The 18008-nt window shown below is 37.0% G+C and carries 11 protein-coding genes; 3 read left to right on the forward strand and 8 right to left on the reverse strand.

Annotation, left to right across the window (positions count from 1 at the left end):
- From OM074_RS17865 to OM074_RS17900, 8 genes are all read right to left on the reverse strand, one after another.
- Positions 1–2487, reverse strand: a complete 2487-nt coding sequence (locus OM074_RS17865; protein WP_301201917.1) for a glycoside hydrolase family 31 protein — start codon at positions 2485–2487, stop codon at positions 1–3.
- A 291-nt stretch (positions 2488–2778) separates the two neighbouring features.
- A complete protein-coding gene (locus OM074_RS17870; RefSeq protein ID WP_301201918.1) occupies positions 2779–4560 on the reverse strand; it encodes an endo-dextranase in 1782 nt (593 codons plus the stop codon).
- Positions 4561–4859: 299 nt separating this feature from the next.
- Complete coding sequence (locus tag OM074_RS17875) at positions 4860–6359, reverse strand: SusE domain-containing protein (protein WP_301201919.1); 1500 nt, start codon at positions 6357–6359, stop codon at positions 4860–4862.
- A 51-nt stretch (positions 6360–6410) separates the two neighbouring features.
- Positions 6411–7886: a RagB/SusD family nutrient uptake outer membrane protein gene (locus OM074_RS17880; RefSeq protein WP_301201920.1), complete on the reverse strand. Its 1476-nt coding sequence runs from the start codon at positions 7884–7886 to the stop codon at positions 6411–6413.
- A gap of 18 nt (positions 7887–7904) precedes the next feature.
- A complete protein-coding gene (locus OM074_RS17885; protein ID WP_301201921.1) occupies positions 7905–11252 on the reverse strand; it encodes a TonB-dependent receptor in 3348 nt (1115 codons plus the stop codon).
- Positions 11253–11392: 140 nt separating this feature from the next.
- Positions 11393–12406 carry a FecR family protein gene (locus OM074_RS17890; RefSeq protein ID WP_301201922.1) on the reverse strand — a complete coding sequence of 338 codons (1014 nt, stop codon included), beginning with the start codon at positions 12404–12406 and terminating at the stop codon, positions 11393–11395.
- 77 nt (positions 12407–12483) lie between these two features.
- Positions 12484–13047, reverse strand: coding sequence for an RNA polymerase sigma-70 factor (locus OM074_RS17895; RefSeq protein ID WP_301201923.1), 564 nt, complete (start codon positions 13045–13047; stop codon positions 12484–12486).
- 108 nt (positions 13048–13155) lie between these two features.
- A complete protein-coding gene (locus OM074_RS17900; protein ID WP_301201925.1) occupies positions 13156–14652 on the reverse strand; it encodes an IMP dehydrogenase in 1497 nt (498 codons plus the stop codon).
- 259 nt (positions 14653–14911) lie between these two features.
- On the opposite strand from OM074_RS17900, the gene OM074_RS17905 reads away from it, so the two are divergent.
- The 3 genes from OM074_RS17905 (at position 14912) to OM074_RS17915 (ending at position 17850) form a co-directional block, all read left to right on the forward strand.
- Positions 14912–15607: a pseudouridine synthase gene (locus tag OM074_RS17905; protein WP_301201927.1), complete on the forward strand. Its 696-nt coding sequence runs from the start codon at positions 14912–14914 to the stop codon at positions 15605–15607.
- Positions 15608–16043: 436 nt separating this feature from the next.
- A complete protein-coding gene (locus OM074_RS17910) occupies positions 16044–17120 on the forward strand; it encodes a methyl-accepting chemotaxis protein (RefSeq protein ID WP_301201928.1) in 1077 nt (358 codons plus the stop codon).
- A 100-nt stretch (positions 17121–17220) separates the two neighbouring features.
- A complete protein-coding gene (locus OM074_RS17915; RefSeq protein ID WP_301201929.1) occupies positions 17221–17850 on the forward strand; it encodes a hypothetical protein in 630 nt (209 codons plus the stop codon).
- The last annotated feature ends 158 nt before the right edge of the window (positions 17851–18008 follow it).

The raw sequence follows: 18008 nt of genomic DNA on the forward strand, positions 1-18008 counted from the left end.
TTACTTAACTACCAATTTATACTTATATTTTTCGGAAGGAATTCCTATCGTTAGGGTTTTGTTTTCTTTATCCCAGAAATAAAAACCCTTCTTTAGTGATTCAAATATATCCTGAGGTAATTTACCTGCCTTAACCTTTTCTCCATCCAACAAAACTGATGAAGGTTTTTCGGCATTATGAAATTTATAAAACACAGCCCTTTTCTTAAGTTTAAATTCATCTGAAACTTCTTCACTGTATGAAAGCTCTATTCCAGTCCTAACTGTTTTGGAAACTATTTTTCTTTTTCCATACAAATTCTGCTTGTAGTTGTTTGATTCGCCATCATCTTCGTATATCTCAAACCTGGCTTTCTTATTGATACCTGCAGGGAATACATCAACTATTAATGGGTAATTTTCTTTTTCGTTGATATACTGCATTACGGGCATTTGAGGCAAGATACTTCCTTCCTTTACAAACATCGGAATGGTTTCTAAATCCACAGGATATTCAACCCATTTCCCTCCCCCATAAACATTTCCTTTGTTATTAAAATCAATCCACCGACCTTTAGGAAAATACACTCTTTTAATCGCTGCCCCTTCTTCAACCACGGGGGCAACTAAAATATTTTCACCAAATAAAAACTGACTGTCCAAATTATATACTTCTTTATCATCCGGATATTCAAGGACAAGGGGACGAACTAGAGGCCAGCCTTTGTCATAAGCCTCTCTTGCATAAGAGTAGATATAAGGAAAAAGCTGATACTTCATTTCAATAGCGCGCTTGCAAATTTTTTCTGCTTCTTCACCAAACAACCATGGCTCTACAGCATTATTGCCCTCATGATGAATGCGACTCAATGGATTAAAAGCTCCAAACTGAACCCAACGCACATATAGCTCACTAAGCTCATCGTAATCCCTTACATCTCCACAATAACCTGAAATATCACAACTCCAAAATGGAATTAACCCCAAGCCCGACGACAACATCAAAGGCACCTGTCCAGCCAATTGGTTCCAGCCATTACAAACATTGTTTCCATTACCGGCATCGCCCGACCAGCCAAAGGTATATCGTTGTAAACCTGCAAATCCGGCTCTTGTCATTTGAAAAATCCGTTGGTTGGGGTTGTGCTTTTCAAACTGTTCGGTAACCACTTTATCCCAGGTAAAACCATACACATTATGTATTTCGGCATGATTGCCCAGATGATGCTGCATATTTAATCTGTCGGTACTTTCTTCGTTACTCCAGGCAGGTTCTCCCATGTCAGTCCAAAAACCTTTTACACCATCTTCAATCACCTTTTGTTGGTATACTCCCCACCAATCGGCCACTTCAGGTTTGGTAAAATCTACCACACCACAGTTACCTCCCCATGGCCAGGGCATATCGTATGATTTACCCGTTCTTTTATCCAGCACAAAATACCCTAACGAATCCGCCTCCTTCCATTGTTCTTTATTGGCCTGAGAAATAACCGGATCTTGTGAAACTACAACTTTAAAACCCATTTCATCCAAATCAGAAAGCATCTTACGCGGATTTTCATAATTACCTGCCCTCCAGTTAAAATCTTGTAAATGCTGAGTCCAGCCAATATCCTGATAAATAATATCGCAAGGAATATCCCTGCTTCGAAAACCCTCTGCAATTTCACGTGTTAGGTTTTCGCTGGTTAACAAACCCCTGCATTGTGCAAAACCTAATGCCCATGATGGTGGCATTATAGCTTTACCAGTTAGCGAAGTGTAGTTTGTAAGTATCTGCTTTAAAGTTGGTCCGTAAATAAAATAGTAAACCATTTCACCTCCCGGAGCATCAAAAGAATAATAATCCTGATTGTTAGAACCGAAATCAAAGTTCGTTTTAAAAGTATTATCAAAGAAAATTCCATATCCTTCACTACTCATAAAAAATGGGATACTTTTATACAGAGGATCTTCATCTGCCTGATAACATGGTTTGTCACTATTCCACATCTTAAAAGATTGTCCCCTCCTGTTTATGCCTCCATTCTTTTCTCCTAAACCATATACCCTTTCATTGAGCTTCAATACCTTACTCGATGATATCCTCATAGAATCCTTTACAAAACCTCTGGTTTGATAATCTGACATTAATAGCTTTTGCCATTTGTCGAATATCACAATACTAAATGGATCTTTTTGAATTCGCATAATTAAAGAACCAGTATATATCTCATAGCTATTAGGTTGCTCTGAAATATTAATGGCGTTTGTATTTTGGGATTGATCGATTACAGCAAACGAATGATACATATTAATAGAATCAGTAATATATCTTATTTTAAAAATGTCGCTACTAATCTGTTCCAATTGAACATCTATTCCATTTTCACATAGAAACAATACCTTGTTTCCCTTAATCTCATATTTGTTACATCTCCCTGGAGTTAAATTCTGAGTCTTCAATTGTCCCAAAACACAGAAAAGGAAAATGAATACTGCATTTAATATTTTATAATTGTGCATAATTTTAATCGAATAAATACAACATATTTAGTTTTCGCCAGACCGTGAGGATTCTTCAGCCCGGATCACCTTTTAATTCCGCCTGCCCCATTAAACTCCTTTTAATGTCTTTAACTTAAGCAATTCACTTTGTAAATTGCTTCATTCTGGAACGTTGTACCAAACCCTTCTCCCTTATAGGCATTGCCCCCAAAAGGAAGCAAAGAACTCTAGCCATGGAGAATGCCAACGCTTTCAAATTGAAAGTTTAAATGTTAAATCAGATATTTTAAAGACAGCCTATTATAAAGATTAATACTCTACTACAATCATAGTCCAGTACTTTAGCTCAGGTAACGAAAAACTTACATTTTCGCCTTCTTGTGCAAAGTTGATGATACGAGAAGCCCCTCCGGCTATATCGGGAGATGCAATCCAGATGTTTTTCACCTGATCTGAGCTTTTTAGTACAATGTGAGCATTTTCTATTTGGCCAGGCGAAGCTTGTATTCCTGAATTATCCCTCCAGTTGGTAGTAGTAGCATCTAAAAAATTGATGAGCGAGATGATTTGCCTGTTTTCTAATCGCTTTGCAATCACACCAACTTCACCAATATCAGCAGGCCAGTTACTAAAAATCAGTTTCCCATCAAGGGATTGAAGTGACACTGCATTAAATGTTCCTCCATCCCTAAGAAGGTTCTGATATGCCACCTGAAAATCATAATAAGCAATTAACGACGTCTTAAGATCCTCTTTCATGGATAGATTGTTATTAGGAAAGTACTCTTTTCCCAACATATGTTCTCCCAACTCAAGGTGAGCGCCTCCAAAGGCAAAGATAACTGCATCTGTCATCAATACTGACGGCGTGTTAAAATATCCTTGTTGACTGGCTAAATCATAATTTACATAAGCGGCAAGCACTGTATTCTTTTCTCCTCCGGTATAAACATCATTCTGCCTGATGATACCTGACAGATCGTTATAACTGTCGTTAGGACTCCATACCTCAGTATATAAAAAGTCGGTTGCAGCACTAGCTATTCCTTGCTGACCATATTGATTCACAGCATTCATCACATTATATTTTTCCTGTGCCCCTGATTTCATGGCATTAATAAATGGTTCAAAGGATTGAGATAAATTTAGTTGGATACCATCATAATCATACACAATACCTCTATCTCCCAACTGATCCATATGAAAACCATCAAAATCAAGATGCTGGTAAACAAGATTATTTTCCAGGCTGTAATAATCTTGCCATAAAGTATTTGAAGGATCCAAAACATACAGATTACTCAAGAAAGGACTACTCAGTGGATGGAAATCTTTGTTGCTATGAGTGTTATCTTTGTATACATACCATTGCTTATCCACACCATCTTCCTGTGCATCACCCCAGGCTCCATATATCAAATTGTAATACATGGTTTTCATATTATAACGATGTGCTGTACTGATATAACTTTTAACAGTACTTAGATACACTTCTTTATTGATAATATCTTTCCATGAAGACGCAGGATTACCATCATTAAAAGGCAAAGGCTTATGATGTTTATTGTGCCAGTCGTAAAACTGAATACCATTGATATGATGACGATTTAAACCCTCCATAACCTCTTCGATATCACCCTCTTCCAATTGGGAATAATCTGACAAAAAACCGTATCTCGGAAATTTTGTCCACTCAGAAGAAACATCGATACCTATAGTAGCATAAATTGTTTCCGTCCCATTTTCCTCCATATACACCTCTGCCATATATCCTTTGAAATCTTCAGAAGGTGTATTCCATGTCCATGAATTGGAATTGATATTCATCTCCGATACAACTTCATTCAGATATTTGTATCTAACCTTTAGTGATGAGGGCATTGTTCCTGCCGAAAGTGAAAAAGAAACTTGTTCTCCCGGAGCATAACAAGCTTTATCACTGGATATATACACATTCTGAAAATCAGGAGTTTCTATATTTGCAGGAACTTCAGGTATTTCATCCGGTTCAGGCACGTTATTAGAATCGTTACAAGCCATTAGTATCCCACAAAAGATTGTTATAATTAGCACTTTGTTTAGAAACTTCATTTTTATTCTTATTTAGCGTTTGTCCATAAAGTCAACTACTGCATTATACTCACCAATAAATAGGTCATGCTGTTAATCTTTTTTGTTGGTTTCTTTCTTAGAAACCTTACATAAACAATTACGGCCTCCTGTAATTAATTGACTCGCAAGCCTTGCATTTGGACTTTACATCTCAAACACCCGACTTTATGAATAGACTCTTTTTAGTAATAAATACACTAAGAATCACAATTATATCATTATAGCTTAGTGATTCTTAGTGTTCACTATATCTTTATTGCAACTATACCTTCTGCATTTTACTGCTTTGTGATAGTCATTATATCATTATCCAGGTCAACAGTAATATTATAGGTTCCTGCATCACCCGAAGTTAATTTCCATTTATTATCCGGACCATCGCAACCATGCGTAATAATATAATCTGTATTGGATATCGACTGGTTTTCTGTTGCTGCATTAATCCAGTCTCCATTACACCAATCCCCTTTAAATTTAGAAATTTTGAATTCACCTTCAGCATTGTCTGCACCTAATTCACCGCTAAATACATATTTACCCTCAACATAAATCATAGGCTCAGGCGTTCCTATATTCCATCCATTAGGTCCACCATCCCCAACTATATACAGCATTACTTTTTCAAACTTCACTGTTTTATCAAACAGGTTTATGGTAATTAAATATCTTCCTGCTGTTTCATCAGTAACTCTCCATTTAAAATCATCCCCGTCACAACCATGACGAACCACATAGTCAGTTGCATCCAGGGCTTGATCTGCCTGAGTTGCATTTAACCAATCTCCATCGCACCAGTCTCCCTTATATGTTGAGAATTTCAGTTCTCCAGGATTCAGCTGAGCCTCATAAGTAAACACAAACGGGTCTTCTGCATTCTGAGTAAAGCCCATTGGAGAACCTATGTTCCATCCATTTGGTGATGCATCACCTATAATAAATATATTGGTATATGGAGGCCCTATTTGTTTTTCAACGCTAATTGTTAGTTCAAGTAAATCAACAGTAACTAAATATGGAGAACCTTCAATGATTTCCCATTGAACATCATCACCGCTTCCACCTTCATTAAAAACCATCAGTTCTGCATCTGCTGGATCTTGTGTATAAAAATCCTGACTCCAGCTTTCATCCCTGTTAACAGGAAACTTAAAATTACCTGGAGTTAATTGTCCTTCGTAAACAAACACCCAGGGCTCATCATTATCAGGAACTAAAGCAATAGCTTCACTTATATTCCACCCTACCGGAGTTGCACTACCAACAATGTAAAGTGTTTCGGTAACCGGTTGAAATGTTTGAACCGTAAAAGGTACCACAGAAGATACATCATCCATAACAGCCTCATCCGCAATTTTAGCTGTTACCCTGGCTTCCAGATCAATAGATTGCCCGTACTGAACACTCCATAAATCATTTGCCATCTCATTCAGATCTTCCACCGAAATACTTTTTTCATAAACCTGTTTGCCAAAATCATAAACCTTTGCCGAAGCAAAGTTATTTCCGGCTTTATCCATCTCTAACACATATGAGATAGAAGCTCCGGTTCCTTGGTTGCTTCCTGTTGTCCAGTTAAATGTAATGGCAGTATTAAAAGATTCTGCCTGTGTTAATACCATATCACTTGCAGATGCAGATAATTCGATTATTTTCCCTGTACTTACCTCTGCTTCATAATCTTCCTGGCAACCTGACAATGAAAGAATACATATCAATGCCATTAAAGGGAGCCCCTTTATAAAACCTATACTTTTTATTCTATATATTATTGTTGTCATTTTTATATGTTTTAAGTTCTTATAATTAGACAAGAATCTCCATCATATTTGTTAATAACCTGTATTTTGACTCAAATTTGGATTATTATCTATCTCTTTTTGAGGAATGGGGAATAATAAATGCTTTGCTGTTGCATTTGTTTTCCCGATTGAGTGAAGAAAGTCTAATCCCCACTGGCCACCATCTACACGAATCAAATCAAACCATCTTTGCCCTTCAAAAGCCAATTCCACCCTTCTTTCCTGAAGCACCGCTTCTTTAAACTCTTCTTTACTTAATCCTGAAACATCATCCAGACCAGCCCTATTCCTAACCCGGTTAATAGGTACATAAGCTTCTGAGGTCCTATTCAGGTTGTTTAATGCTTCAGCTTTCATTAACAAAACATCTGCAAATCGCAACACAGGGAAGTTCATCGGACTGTTATCGTAAGTTTCAGCAACAGCCTTGGTTACTAAAAACTTACGCAAGTTAAAGCCTGTAGTAGAGTACCCGGTATCATAATCCATTCCATCAAATTGAGGACAGCCATCGTACAGTACAGTAACAGCTTTTCGCTCATCACCATCTTCATATGAACTCATAAATTCAGCAGTTGGCTGATTCCAGCCCCAACCACCGGCTACCATATCTGATCCTCGGGGACCTGTAAATGTACTTAACCAGGAAGCTTGATTTTCATTGGACCAGAAATCTTCTCCTGAATTGCTTGCATATTGCACTTCAAAAAGTGACTCTATCGAATTCTTATTATTTACATCAAAATTCTGACTATATTGAGGGTTTAAGCCATATCCTAACGATTCAACTTCTTCTGTTAGCTCAACTACTTTATCCCAATTACCCAAGGTTAAATATACTTTTGCCAACAAACCTGTTGCTGCCCCTGTTGTTGCTCTTCCTAAATCATTTGATGCATATGTACTTTTCTTGGGCAACAAGTCTTTAGCATCTTCCAAATCTGATATAATCTGTTCATATACAATTGATTTATCAGTCCTTTTAGGTCGCAAATCATCACCAGGCTCTTGGGGTTCAAGAATTAAAGGCACATCTCCAAAGTATCTAACCAGGATAAAATAATACAACCCTCTTAAAAAGTGAGCTTCACCCAAAACCCTGTCCTTTAAATCTTCATCTATTGACATTCCCGGAACATTCTGTAAAACCAAATTGGCTCTTAAAATACCAGGTGCCGGACCTCTCCATAAATCCAATACGCCGGGATTATCAGTAGCAGTAACAAAATTGGACATATCCTGTGTTTCACGACCATCATCACCACCGCCGGCACCAACAATACTATTACCAGCCATAATATCAGAAGTCCACATTCGCATATTATACAGTTTAGGCCATTGCAATGGTTGATATGCCCCATTCACTGCATTAATTGCATCTTCTTTTGTTTGCCAATAGTTAGCAGTATTGATTGAATCCTCCGGTGATTTTTCAAGAAATTCATCCCCGCAAGAAACCATCAAAAGTCCTATAATAAATAGTGATATATATTTTAGATTCTTCATTTTTTCTTGATTTTCAAATTAGAAAGTAATATTTGCTCCAACACTGATTGTTCTGGTTACCGGATACACACTATTATCGATACCTTGCGATTGATAACCATTATATTCACTTACACTCACCTCAGGATCAAATCCTTTGTAATTGCTAAAAGTGTACAGGTTGGTACCCGAAACATATAATCTTGCTGAACTGATATGGTATCTTTCGAACCAACGTTTAGGTAAATTATACCCCAATGTTACATTCTTAATTCTTAGGTAAGAACCATCTTCAATATACCTGTCCGAAGGTCGTGAGTTTTGGTTAGGGTCGTTAAATACGGCCCTTGGCATAGTATTGCTGGTTCCTTCTCCTGTCCACCTTTTTAAGGTTTCTGAAGACTGGTTATAGGCCACCGCCATTCCTTCGTTATAGATTCGATTTGCATTGTAAATATCGTTGCCATATACACCTTGTAAAAAGATATTCAAATCAAAACCTTTATACTCAAAACGATTATTCATAGAGAAAATAAAATCAGGATTAGGGTTACCAATATAAGTACGGTCGTCTGCATTAATAATACCGTCGCTGTTTAAATCCTTAAAACGGATATCTCCTGCTGAAGTACGGTTATATGGATCATTACCTGGTACCTGAACCGCATGATTGTCAACCTCTGCCTGATTTTGGAATATACCATCAGTTACATAACCATAAAATACATTCATGGAATGACCTGTTGCCAGACGAGCCAGATTTTGATTTAAACCGATAGATCCCACTGTCATAGGAATGGAATCATTAAGCTCTTTCACTTCATTTCTGTTTAGTGAGAAATTCACATCCGTATCCCATTTAAATTCACCTGTTGTATTATGAGAAGTTACTGAGATCTCAAATCCCTTATTAATGATCTCTCCTGCATTAACCCTAGGTACGTCAATATCCGAATAACCTGTTGAAATAGGTACAGACATAGGGACTAACATATCTTCGGTAACTTTATAATATCCATCAATGGTTACATCAAAGCGTTGGTTAAACAAAGTGGCATCTATACCAACATTGGCCATATTCTGCGACTCCCAATGAAGATTAGGATTGGGCATTTTATGAGGTACTACAGTACTTACCAATGCATCATTAAACACATAAACATTTGTATTAAGAACAGAAGCATACTCATACAAGCCGATTTCCTGATTCCCTGTAGCACCATAACCCGCACGAAGTTTTAAGTTATCTACGAAGTCCACATTCTCAAAGAACCCTTCTTCTGAAACTCTCCATGCCAATGAAGCAGAAGGGAATGTTCCCCAACGCGAATCCTCACCAAAACGAGAAGAACCATCCCGACGAACTGTTGCTGTGACCAGATACTTATCATTGAACGTATAATTGATACGACCCATATACGACATCATAGACCAACCATTCGAGTTTCCACCTATATCCGCTTGTTTTGTGCCATTGTCGAGCTGCTGTGTTAAATCACTGGCAAATTCCTGGATAGACCCGTTCATACCTTGCCATTCGCTTTCCTGAGCACTTGTACCCACCATCACCGTTAAATCATGCTGGTCAAAAGATTTGGTATAAGTCAAGGTATTATCCCAGTTCCAATTAATGTTTCTATTAGAACTTTCTGAAAGATATGACAATTCCTGGGGTGTCGGATCCCAGTCATATTTTGGAGACCATGTTCTGCTGAACCAGAAATTAGCTTTTAAACCTGCCAGAGACTTCAACTTTAAACCTTTTACAATTTCAAGCTCAGCATATACAGAACCCAACAAATTATATCCCTTTGTTGTATTATCAACCAACTCGCTTTTTCCAACAGGATTAATTATATCTCCATCCCACTCCGGTCGCTCCTGAGGACCAGCATAAGAGCCATCACTGTTATAAACAGGCAAAGTTGGTAAGGCCAGCAAAGTATTTCTTACACTATAATCACCGCTATATTTCTTATCATGATTCATTGTAATGTTATTACCAAACTTAAGATTTTTAAGTACCTGCGATTCCACATTAAATTTCATCGTGTACTTATCAAATCCCGTATTGGAGATAATACCTTCCTGCTTAAAAATATTTCCGGAAACATAATAAGTAGTCTTTTCGTTTCCTCCAGAATACGACATTGAATAATTTTGCATAGGAGCTGTTTCAAATAACTCATCTACCCAATCAGTTCCTTTACCTAAAGAAGCAGGGTCAGCAAAAGCAGGATTCTGTGTTCTTCCAGCATTAGCCATCATTTCGTTATGCAAGGCTGCAAACTGCGTTGCATTTAGTACATCCACCAGGTTAGTTGCCTGCTGAATTCCATAATATGCATTGAATTCAACCCTACCCTTTCCTCCTTTCCCTTTTTTGGTTGTAATAATTACAACGCCATTAGCTCCTCGCGAGCCATAAATAGCGGTAGATGAAGCATCTTTTAAAATCTGAATAGACTCAATATCATTTGCATTTAACTGATTTAATCCGTCATTTGTTGGAATTCCATCAATAACCAATAAAGGATTATTATTGTTAATGGTACCTAACCCACGAATGCGAAAAGTAGGATCACTACCTGGCGTACCATTATCGATAACCTGAACACCTGTTGCTTTTCCTTGTAGTGCATTTCCAACACTTGGAACTGGAAGGGAGTTTAATTCATCGGTTTCAATAGTTGCCACAGCACCCGTCAAGTCACTTTTCCTTAACATACCATAACCAACAGCAACCACTTCCTCCAGGCCAATCACATCTTCAGTCAGGGTTATATTTAATACATTATTTTCTCCAACAACAATCTCCTTATTGGTCATACCTATAAAAGAAAACACCAATATATCCTGCGCAACCACTCCGGCCAAATAGAATTTTCCGTCCATATTAGTGATTGTTCCTGTGCTTGTTCCTTTTATTAATACAGAAACCCCGGGCATTGGAACTCCCGACGGATCAACCACTGTTCCCGAAATATCCCTTTCAATTTGCAACGAACCAACCTCTTGATCAACTAATGAAGTAAGTATAATTTGGTTCTTAATCATTTTATACTCAATTTTTTCTTCATCCAAAAGTATATCAAGAATTTCACTGACTTTTTTTTCCTCAAAATCCACACTCACATATTGACTTACATCAATTTTAGTATCGTTGTACATAAACGTGTATTCTGTCCGCTGTTCAATCTCATAAAGCACATCTTTAAGTGTTGTATTGCTCAACTTCAGCGTCAACACTGTATCCTGAGAATAAACAGTTGCAGATACCTGTAAAAACGTAAACAGTAACAAAAACGTAGATAGTTTCATAATTCTCCAGCATCTTAACCAGGCACCCCGGGCCTGATTGATGTTAAACATCAACTTTTTTTTCATAAATTTGTACATCTTAAATTAGTATGATTCGTGTTCCAGCACGAGTTATTAAGTAAGGAAAGTGTTCCAGCACTTTCCTTTTTTTATTCTCTGCAAACAAACTCCATTTTCTGAGATACGTTTGCCTTTAAAATGGTTATTTAATCCAGATTACCATATGTAATAAAAACTTTTTCCTCCTCAATTTTATAGTGAATCGGAGTGGTTATTTGTATCAACTCCAACACCTCGCGGAGACTTTCTGTTTTTACAGTCATGGTATAACGCTCTTTATATAATAGTTCATCGTCCAGGATAATATTCACATCGTACCATCTTTCCAGTTTTTTAACCACTTCTAAAAAGGAGCTATTATCGAACCTGAGTTTATTTTCAATCCACGCCATATAATCATCAACCCTAACATTTTCAACTGTCATTTTATTGGTTTTCAGATTAACTTTTACCTGCTCACCGGGTTCAATATCTAAGTATTTTCCTGTACGGTTATTTAACACAGATATACTCCCTTCTTTTAAAGTGGCTTCGTTTACAATGTCGCTATCATAAGCCGAGACATTAAATTGCGTACCCAATACTTTAATATCAAATCGTTTGGTATGAACCACAAATGGGAGTTCCTTGTTTTTAGAAACTTCAAAATAACCCTCTCCTGTTAAATCAACCTTTCTTGTCTTGCTTCTTTTATCCAGATGATAACTTAGTTCACTCCCGGAGTTTAACCAAACCAGTGTTCCATCATCGAGAATCACTTTGCTTTTTTCTCCTTTAGGAGCCACAAACTTCACCATGCGTGAATCAACTGCTAATCTGTCAGAGATAAACAATCCCATAAAAGTGGTTGCCAATAACAAAGCAATCACTGCAGCAGTTTTCCATAACATATGAATTTTGTTGGAAACCATTTTTACTACAGGAGCTATACTATTGGATTGAATACGGGCTTTCAGTTGGTTCCAGTTTGAATCAATATCATACAACCAACCTTTTGCAGTAATATCAGTTAATTGGTATATTTCATTAAGCTCGTCAAACCTCTTACAATTTTCCTTTGATTCATTTAGATACGCTTTCAATTGCAGCAAATCTTCCTCACTTGCATCCTTTTCAAAGTAACGAACCAGCAGGGCTTCAAATTTTTTTTCTCTTTCCATAATAATACCTTCTGTCAGGTTATACCGGATGAGAAACTTTTACCCCTACAAGAAATCAAAAAAAATGTAAATATTTTTTAAATAATGGCAAACAACACCACAGAAAGGTAGTCTTTCAGCTCTGTTCGAAACACCTTTAACGCCCTGCTCATCTGGGTTTCAACAGTTTTAACGGAGATATCCAGTTCTTCGGCAATTTCTTTGTATTTTTTTCCTTCTTGCCTGCTTAATAAAAATATTTTCCGGCATTTCTCCGGAAGGGATTCAATAATTTCACCCAATTTAGCCTCAAGCTCTTTAGCCAGCATCGAATCCTGAACATCAAAATAATCGCCTTGTGAATAGGCATACTTCAACACCTCCTTATATTTATTTTTTACCTTGGAATGCTCAAGAATATGAATGCTTTTGTTTTTAGCAGATTGAAATAAAAAAGAAAGTATCGACTTGTCTGCATCCAAATGCTCCCTTTTTTCCCATATTGTGTAAAAAACATCCTGAACAACTTCTTGCGTGACTTCATAGTCGTGCAAATACTTGTTTGCAAAAGCACACAAACGCCTAAAATACTTACGATAAAGCAACTCAAAGGCCTGTTCATCTCCTTCTTTTAGTCTTAATACGAGATTTTTTTCTGTCATTTAGATTTTTTGTTAACAAAACTAAAATCGAAAATAGTAAAATTTAACAAAAAAGAGGGAATCCGTTTTTGGATTCCCTCTTTATATAAAATTTAATATATCCCTGTATTAATTACTGGTATCCTTCACTATTACATCATGGGCACCGCCCTCAATAATACTTGTTGAAGACACTAAAGTAATTTTAGCCTCTGTTTGCAGCTCATCCAACGAGGCAACACCACAACTACACATGGTAGCTTTAATCTTACCTATAGTTTGATCTAAGTTATCTTTTAATTTTCCGGCATAAGGCACATAGCTATCCACTCCTTCTTCAAACTTAAGGTTGCTGTTACCTCCCATATCATAACGCTGCCAGTTTCTTGCCCTATTGGACCCTTCACCCCAATATTCTTTTACGTAATTTCCGTTTACAATAAGCTTACGTGTCGGACTTTCATCAAATCGGGCAAAATACCTACCCATCATTAAAAAGTCAGCCCCCATAGCAAGTGCAAGCGTCATATGGTAATCCTGTACAATACCCCCGTCAGAACAGATAGGCACATAAATACCTGTTTCCTCAAAATACTCATCTCTGGCCTCTGCCACATCAATTAAAGCAGTTGCCTGACCTCTACCAATACCCTTCTGTTCCCTGGTAATACATATGGATCCTCCACCAACTCCAACTTTAATAAAATCAGCTCCCGCATCAGCCAAATACCTGAAACCTTCTTTGTCCACAACATTTCCGGCTCCTACCAACACTTCGTTTCCATATTTTTCCCTTACATAACGAATCGTTTCCATTTGCCATTCCGAAAAACCATCTGATGAGTCGATACACAAGGCATCTACGCCAGCTTCAACTAAAGCAGGCACCCTTTCTTCATAATCACGGGTGTTGATTCCGGCACCTACCACAAGGCTCTTTTTGTCATCCAACAGTTCATTAGGATTCTTTTTGTGGCTATCATAATCCTTGCGGAACACAAAATATTTCAAGTTCTGGTTTTCATCCACAATGGGCAATGTATTTAATTTGTGCTCCCAAATAATATCATTTGCCTCACCTAATGTAGTACCATCCTTTGCAGTAATTACCTTTTCTGCAGGGGTCATAAAATCTTTCACTTTTTTATCATGGCTATCCCTGCTTGGCCTGTAATCACGACTTGTTACAATTCCCAACAACTTGCCCGATGCAGTACCATCATGAGTTACACCCACTGTTGAAAAACCAGTTGTAGCTTTTAATGCCAAAACATCGGCCAGGGTATGCTCAGGGGTAATATTGGCCCTACTCTCAACAAAACCTGCTTTGTGCCTTTTTACTGCCTGAACCATTTTGGCTTGATCCTCAATAGACTGAGAACCAAAAATAAACGACAGTCCACCTTCTTTTGCCAAAGCTATTGCCAAACCACTATCAGATACCGATTGCATAATCGCTGAAACAAAAGGTGTATTCAAAGAAATCTTTGGTTCTTCCCCCTTTTTATATCTAACCAACGGTGTTTTTAAATCAACTTTGTCAGGGGTATGCTCTTTGGTAGTTAACCCCGGAATAATAAGGTATTCATTGAAAGTCCTTGATACTTCGTTTATTATCTTCGCCATGATTCTTTTATTTAAAAAATTGCGCAAATGTACAAAAAATATCTACGATAAATCACAAATAAAAAACTAAATATTTTATGATTTTTGACAGTATAATATTAGCAAACAACTTACACATTTTTTATGAATTCAATTTTACATTCAAGTTAATTCGTTTGAATAAGGATGTCAACACCACAAGGGTTCTACACTTTAACCTGTGCAGCGATTAAATTTATTAACTTTGCCCGGCTTTTTTTTTTTACAAACAAACACAAGAATGCTGGAAATAATATATCAGGACGAACACATGGTTGTTATTAATAAACCTCACGGATTATTAGTACACCGCAGCCCTATTGCTTCAGATGCCCGGGAATTTGCCTTACAAATGCTTCGCGACCAGATACAACAAAGTGTTTATCCCATACACCGTATCGACAGAAAAACCTCAGGCATACTCGTATTTGCATTAAGCAGCAGCATGGCAGCAAAGCTACAAACCATCCTTGAAAATCCTAAAACACAAAAAACGTACCTGGCCATTGTACGGGGGCACTTCCCTGACAATATAGAAGTTAACCATCCCCTGACCAACGATAAAGGAAAAACCCAGGATGCATTTACCATATTTAAAACCATCAAAAGATGCGAACTGGAAATCCCTTTCGGAAAATTCCCCACTTCAAGATATTCATTAATTGAAGCTTACCCCAAAACCGGAAGAATGCACCAAATCAGAAAGCACTTAAACCACCTTAGACACCCCATTATTGGAGACAGGCCACATGGATGCAACAAGCAAAACAAGCTATTTAAAGAAAAATGGAATATGATGACCATGATGTTACATGCCAGCAAACTGGAATTAAACCATCCTGTTACAGAAACCCCAATGTTATTAAAAGCAGGCCTGTTTGATGAATTTAAAAGGATGCAAAACACATTAAACCTTAACAGCCATAATACATTATAATACTATTTACCCCCCTTACAGACTGTGTAAAAACTGATAAATTTCTTTTTGAACACTTGAGGATTTCACACTAAGATGATGATAGTTCTCATATCGCTTTGGTGCAACATGTATTGAGCTTATGTCTCTACAATATGCATTATACGTTCTTAGCCTGACGGCTATACTCCCTTGGAGGCTTTACAACAATCCTTTCCCCACAATTACATATGTACACTTCACAACCTGTACATGCAAAACAATTACTGCAGTTTCTTTTTAAATCCTCTTTCGAATATTGCTTTTTACAACGGGGACATTCAATTGATTTTAAACTCATTTGATAATTCATTGTTATACATAACAAAAGTACAAATTTATCGTATTTATCCTATATTTGTGCATTACGCTACTTAATTAAGTAAATATAAATAAACCAAAATCACACATAAGAACTATGGCTACAAGAAAAAAGAGCATTTTAAAAAGATTATTTAATTATATGATGCTGTTTGGAATCACCATGGGCTTCATATTTCCGGTATACGCAAACTTCTTTGTTGAATGGAAAGAAGGACATTTTGTATACTTTTTGATTGGCTGCATCATGGCAGGCATTACAGTAGGTATCGTGTCTTTTTTATTTGTCAAAAAAATATTGATTAAGGAGCTTCTTAAAGTATCTTCCGTAGCACAAGAGGTGGCCAACAAAAACATTGCAGTACAGCTTGAAATAGAAAGCAAAGATGCAGTTGGAGAAATTGCCAGTGGATTTAATGAAATTATTAAATGTTTGAACTCTTTTGTTTTTGAAATTAAAAAAATTGTTAGCGAGGCCAATAAAATAGGTGGAGATAAGGAGATAAACAACTCTAGCAAATTACACTCCCTTACCCATTCTATTTCCCAAATCCATTCAAACTCCGACAAAATCTCCGCATTATCCAATGCCATTAAAAACAACATAAACCATATACAGTCAGCCGTTTTTAAATCAGGCAAAAACTTACAGCTTATCGATAAAAACGTAGACCGGTTTTCAAACGAAATGAATTCTTTGGTAGGAAGAACGCAAGAGATTGACAACATTATCCAAACCATTAGTAATGTTGCTGAACAAACAAATATTTTAGCCTTAAATGCCTCTATTGAAGCCTCCAAAGCCGGCGAATTTGGCAAAAGCTTTACCGTTGTTGCCGGTGAAGTTCGAAAACTATCCTCAAACATTAGCCAATCAGCTATCCGGATAGCCAAAATCATTTATGCCCTTAACGAAAATATTAACCAGGCAAACCTGATCAACAAAGACTTAATGGAACAGTTTAAAAACAATATTGAAGATAATATCCGTTTTACCGAAATTGTAAAACAGGTTGATAACTTCTCTGATTCCAGCATTACTGAAAACTCAAATTTATTGGGATCAATAGACAACTTAAAAGACATTGTGCTTAACATGAATGATTCTTTCGACTCCTTTTATATCTCTATTTCAAAACTAGACCTGTCGGCTAAAAACTTTAAAACCAATTAACCTATACTAACAGTATTATTACAAAATCTTACTATATTCACCTCAACAAAGAACAAATCGCCCCACTCAAAAAACAAATAACAGTTTAATCTCTAATAAAATGAATAGAATTATCTTACTCTTTTTCATGACTTTCATATCCTCTTCTATATTTGCCCAGATTGAAGCAACAACATCCGAAGGCAAAAAAGTAGTTTTGTACGAAAACGGGACATGGGAGTATGTAACAGAAGCAGTAACGACTACCGAAATTGAAACAATTACCAGCTCCGACCTGAGTGCCCGGGGGGAAATGCAGGAAATATATTTTGCCGTCAGCAAACGGCTGGAACGTTTTTTCGGCAGTCCCAAAAATAAAATAAGGGGAAAATCGCAATGCCAAATTGTGAACGGACAAGCAAAAATCACTTTTCAATGGGAAACCTATTTAGGCGATGGAAACAGGTATTTTGGCTATTTAAAAGAAGGAAAAACTTTAAAAATCACACTTAGGGGCGGTAAAGAAATTCCGCTAACGCTTACCGAAAATGTAACTACAGATATCAGGGATAAATATAATGTTACCATATTTTCTGGCACGGCATTAATTAATGAGGACCAATTAAGCTCTTTATTAAAACTTCCTGCCGAGTCAGTAATTGTTGACTGGAAGAAAAATTCTGAAGAATACAAAATTGAGGATCAGGGCTTTTTCAGAACAAATTTCACTGAACTCTTAAAAAATCAGTAGTCAGCCCCGGCCTGCAGCAGAAAAACATTTCCTACTGCAGGCTGAACACTGTAAATTATTATCTAGTGTTGGCAAGAAAACTGCTGAAATTTTTGTTAGCCCACCCACACCCCTCAGTCCTCCCGAATACAAGTTCGGGACAGGCTCTAAAGGGGAAG

It is taken from the genome of Plebeiibacterium marinum, assembly GCF_026013615.1.
Lineage (GTDB): Bacteria > Bacteroidota > Bacteroidia > Bacteroidales > Marinilabiliaceae > Saccharicrinis > Saccharicrinis marinus_A.

Excerpts from the sequence above, each read along its gene's own strand:
- OM074_RS17865 (WP_301201917.1), bottom strand. The coding sequence starts at position 2,487 with ATGCACAATTATAAAATATTAAATGCAGTATTCATTTTCCTTTTCTGT.
- OM074_RS17870 (WP_301201918.1), bottom strand. The coding sequence starts at position 4,560 with ATGAAGTTTCTAAACAAAGTGCTAATTATAACAATCTTTTGTGGGATA.
- OM074_RS17875 (WP_301201919.1), bottom strand. The coding sequence starts at position 6,359 with ATGACAACAATAATATATAGAATAAAAAGTATAGGTTTTATAAAGGGG.
- OM074_RS17880 (WP_301201920.1), bottom strand. The coding sequence starts at position 7,886 with ATGAAGAATCTAAAATATATATCACTATTTATTATAGGACTTTTGATG.
- OM074_RS17885 (WP_301201921.1), bottom strand. The coding sequence starts at position 11,252 with ATGAAAAAAAAGTTGATGTTTAACATCAATCAGGCCCGGGGTGCCTGG.
- OM074_RS17890 (WP_301201922.1), bottom strand. The coding sequence starts at position 12,406 with ATGGAAAGAGAAAAAAAATTTGAAGCCCTGCTGGTTCGTTACTTTGAA.
- OM074_RS17895 (WP_301201923.1), bottom strand. The coding sequence starts at position 13,047 with ATGACAGAAAAAAATCTCGTATTAAGACTAAAAGAAGGAGATGAACAG.
- OM074_RS17900 (WP_301201925.1), bottom strand. The coding sequence starts at position 14,652 with ATGGCGAAGATAATAAACGAAGTATCAAGGACTTTCAATGAATACCTT.
- OM074_RS17905 (WP_301201927.1), top strand. The coding sequence starts at position 14,912 with ATGCTGGAAATAATATATCAGGACGAACACATGGTTGTTATTAATAAA.
- OM074_RS17910 (WP_301201928.1), top strand. The coding sequence starts at position 16,044 with ATGGCTACAAGAAAAAAGAGCATTTTAAAAAGATTATTTAATTATATG.
- OM074_RS17915 (WP_301201929.1), top strand. The coding sequence starts at position 17,221 with ATGAATAGAATTATCTTACTCTTTTTCATGACTTTCATATCCTCTTCT.